The sequence below is a fragment of the Microbacterium sp. Bi128 genome, from assembly GCF_918698205.1.
In genome coordinates this window covers 1-3,574 of record NZ_CAKKMM010000452.1, presented here as the reverse complement: position 1 = coordinate 3,574, position 3,574 = coordinate 1, and the positions used below count along the sequence as shown (strand labels likewise).

The window sequence follows — 3,574 nt, the reverse complement described above, 5'->3', positions numbered from 1 at the left end:
CGTGGAGGTGGCGCTGGAATACGGCGCCAAGGCCTCCTACCGGGTCGACTTCGCCAACGAGGTTGACGAGACGTGGTTCGAGGGCGTCGCCACGGTGGGTGTGACGTCGGGGGCCTCTGTCCCGGAAGTCCTCGTCAAGGATGTGCTGCGGCTCCTCGCCGACTACGGCTACGGATCGGTCGAGGAAGTCGTCACGGCCGAGGAAGACCTCCTGTTCTCCCTGCCGAAGGAGCTCCGGGCCACCCTGAAGCAGGCCGGCGACGTCACCCGCGCCCTCGGCGGCCGCGGCACCCGCCCCGAACAGTCCTAGGCACCGGACACTCCTAAGCACTGGACGTCCTGGGTACTGGACACTCCTGGGCATTGGACAGTCCTGGGCGCTGAGACCCAAGCGCAGGGCACCTAGGCCGCGGACTCTTCTGACTCGTCACGGGACTGAAGTTCCGGGGCCGCGACTGCCCGCGGTGTAACTTCGACGGCGGGGGGAGTGGCCAGTCCGGCGGCTTCCAGGGCGTTGAGTTTCCTCGCGGTCGGCAGGACGCGCGCCTCAAGGGTCCCGACCATGGAGTTGTACCGCTCAACCGAGGTCTTCAGCGAGGACCCCAGCTTGGTGACGTTCTCGCCGAGCGTGCCCATCCGGTCGTAGAGCTGCCGGGCGAGCTCGAAGAGTTCCCGGGCGCTGTCCGTCAACACGTCCTGCCGCCACGTGAACGCCACCGACTTCAGCACCGCCAGCAGGGTCCCGGGGGAGGCCAGGACCACGTTCTTGGCCAGTGCGTAGTCCAGCAGGGCCGGGTCGGCCGTGAGGGCGGCGGCCAGGATTGATTCCGCCGGCAGGAAGCAGACCACCAGCTCCGGAGAGTTGCCTGGGATGTCCCAGTACTTCTTGCTGCCCAGCGCGTCCACATGGGCCTTCAGGGCCTTGGCATGGGCGGCGAGGTGCGCCTGCTGGCTGCCGGGCAGCTGCGAGGACTGCTGGCCCGCCTGGGCGGCGCCGAGGTCCTGGGCGGCAAGATACGACGCCAGCGGGACCTTTGCGTCGACCACCAGCTGCTTGTCGCCGGGCAGCTGCACCACGAGGTCGGGCCGGAGGCTGCCGTCCGTGCCGGAGCTGTGGGCCTGCCCGCTGTGGAGCTGTTCGTGGAAGTCCACGTGCCGCAGCATGCCTGCCGCCTCGACCACCCGGCGCAGCTGGACCTCGCCCCACTGGCCGCGGGCGCTGTTGGAGCGCAGAGCGGACTCCAGCGCATGCGTGGACCGCAGCAGCTGCTCATCGGACAGGCGGGCCTCCTGCAGCTGCTGGGCCAGCTGGCCGTACTGCTCCAGCCGGTCGCGTTCGAGCAGGGATACCTGCTGCTGCACGGCAGTGAGCTTTTCTGCCACCGGCGCCAGCGCACGGAGCACACTGCCGTCGTGGTTCCGGGACTCGCCGAGTTCCCGGTTCTGGGCCGCGAGCAGGCGCCTCTCGGCGTCGGCGGCGGCGAACTGGGCGCTGACCTCGGACAGCCGGGCTGACACGCCGTCGAAGTCCTGTTCCACGGCCAGATAGCGCCGGCGCAGCAGGACATAGACGACGGCGGCGCCGGTGACGGCGCCCGTGAGCAGCATGAGCAGGGCGAGAATCAGAGAAAAAGCTTCCATGTCTTCACTGTGACATGCCCCTGTGACAGTTTTGGCTTCGACGCCCGGAACACCCTGGAACACCCTGGAACACTCCGGGATGTACCCGCCGCACCACCCGACAACGCCCCGGGAACACCCCACACCGCCCCGCGCCCGCGCCGGCACCCTGCCGCGCCACAGGCGCAGCCGCAGGCCGCAGCAACGGCCGGCGGCTGGTGCGGGTAGAATATATGCTCGTGGCTCTTACTATTGGCATCGTCGGACTGCCCAACGTCGGCAAATCAACCCTTTTCAACGCACTGACCCGCAACCAGGTCCTCGCGGCGAACTATCCGTTCGCCACGATCGAGCCCAACATCGGCGTCGTGAACCTGCCGGATGCCCGGCTTGAAAAGCTGGCCGGCATCTTCGGCTCCGCGCGCCTGCTGCCCGCCGCCGTGTCCTTCGTGGATATCGCCGGCATCGTCAAGGGCGCCTCCGAGGGCGAGGGCCTCGGCAACCAGTTCCTCGCCAACATCCGTGAGGCCGAGGCCATCGCGCAGGTTGTCCGCGTGTTCGATGACCCGGACGTCATCCACGTCGACGGCAAGGTCGATCCCAGCTCCGACATGGAGACGATCAACACCGAGCTGATCCTGGCCGATCTGCAGACCATCGAAAAGGCCATCCCGCGGATCGAAAAAGAAGTCAAGATCAAGAAGCGGGAGGCCGCCGAACTGGCGGCCATCCTGGCGGCGCAGGCAGTGCTGGAACGCGGCGACACCATCTTCTCGTCCATCAAGAGCGACAAGCTGGAGATGGAGCACCTCAAGGAACTCGGCCTGCTCACGGCCAAACCCTTCATCTATGTCTTCAACTCCGACGAGGGAATCCTCGGCAGTCCGGAGAAGCAGGCGGAACTGCGGGCCCTCGTGGCCCCCGCCGACGCCATCTTCCTGGACGCCAAGCTCGAGTCCGACCTGGTGGAGCTCGACGAGGCAGAAGCCCGCGAGATGCTGGAAATGAACGGCCAGGATGAATCCGGGCTGGACCAGCTGGCCCGCGTCGGCTTCCACACCCTCGGACTGCAGACCTACCTGACGGCCGGCCCCAAGGAAACCCGCGCGTGGACCATCCGCCAGGGCGACACTGCCCCGCAGGCGGCTGGCGTGATCCACTCCGATTTCCAGCGCGGTTTCATCAAGGCCGAGGTCGTCTCCTTCGATGACCTGATCGAGGCCGGTTCCATGGCCGAGGCGAAGGCCCGTGGCAAGGTCCGGATCGAAGGCAAGGAATACATCATGGCCGACGGCGACGTCGTGGAATTTAGATTTAATGTGTAGATTCTTCGCCTGAATCAGTAGAAATGCCGCCCTCCGTGAAACGTACGAGGGCGGCATTTCTTGTAACAGAATTGATAGTCGTAGCGTCGAGGACCTTCGGACGGAGTCCGGGTGCATAGGAAATTTCGGGGTTTTTCCCCGGATACCCAATGACCTGCGACTCCAACGCGAGGCGATGCGGGTCTTTCCCTTACCAGCGCTCACGAGTCATTTCACAGCTAACCCCTTGATGCCGACCGGGGAGGGGGCCATCCCGGTCGTTTCCTTATGGCCCGATTCCGTCGGAGGCAGATCCGGTACGCTCCGTGGACCTGCAGTCCACTCCCGGTCCAGTATTCCGAAGACGAACTCGCTTCCCCACGTACCTTTGAAAAAGACGTTTTCGTGGAAGTGGGCTTCCCTCCGCATTCCCACCCTCTCAAGAAGCCGGGCCGCAGAATCGTTGAGCGCGTCGGTGACAGCTAGTATGCGGTGGAGATGCAACTGCTCGAAGGCGTAGCCGAGGAGCCCCAGAACCGCCTCACGGCCATACCCGTGCCCCTGGTGCTCGGGCGCTAGCGTAAATCCCAATTCCGCCTCGCTCTTTTCAGTGTCGTTCACCTTTAATGCAACATCGCCGATGAGCATGC

3 protein-coding genes and 1 pseudogene are annotated in these 3,574 nt (G+C 65.4%); 2 read left to right on the top strand and 2 right to left on the bottom strand.

Translation table 11 applies throughout. The annotated features are described in order from the left end of the window. A pseudogene (locus LQV45_RS20855) lies at positions 1-310 on the top strand (4-hydroxy-3-methylbut-2-enyl diphosphate reductase); the annotation flags it as partial. Positions 311-402: 92 nt separating this feature from the next. On the opposite strand, the gene LQV45_RS20850 reads toward LQV45_RS20855, so the two are convergent. Beyond that, on the bottom strand, positions 403-1,641 hold the full coding sequence (locus LQV45_RS20850; protein ID WP_230008652.1) for a DNA recombination protein RmuC: 1,239 nt from the start codon (positions 1,639-1,641) through the stop codon (positions 403-405). 218 nt (positions 1,642-1,859) lie between these two features. On the opposite strand from LQV45_RS20850, the gene ychF reads away from it, so the two are divergent. Continuing rightward, positions 1,860-2,945: a redox-regulated ATPase YchF gene (gene ychF, locus LQV45_RS20845; protein WP_028275710.1), complete on the top strand. Its 1,086-nt coding sequence runs from the start codon at positions 1,860-1,862 to the stop codon at positions 2,943-2,945. Between the two features lie 207 nt (positions 2,946-3,152). On the opposite strand, the gene LQV45_RS20840 is transcribed toward ychF, so the two are convergent. After that, positions 3,153-3,574, bottom strand: a 422-nt coding sequence (locus LQV45_RS20840) for a GNAT family N-acetyltransferase (protein ID WP_230008651.1), incomplete at its 5' end; no start/stop codon positions are given.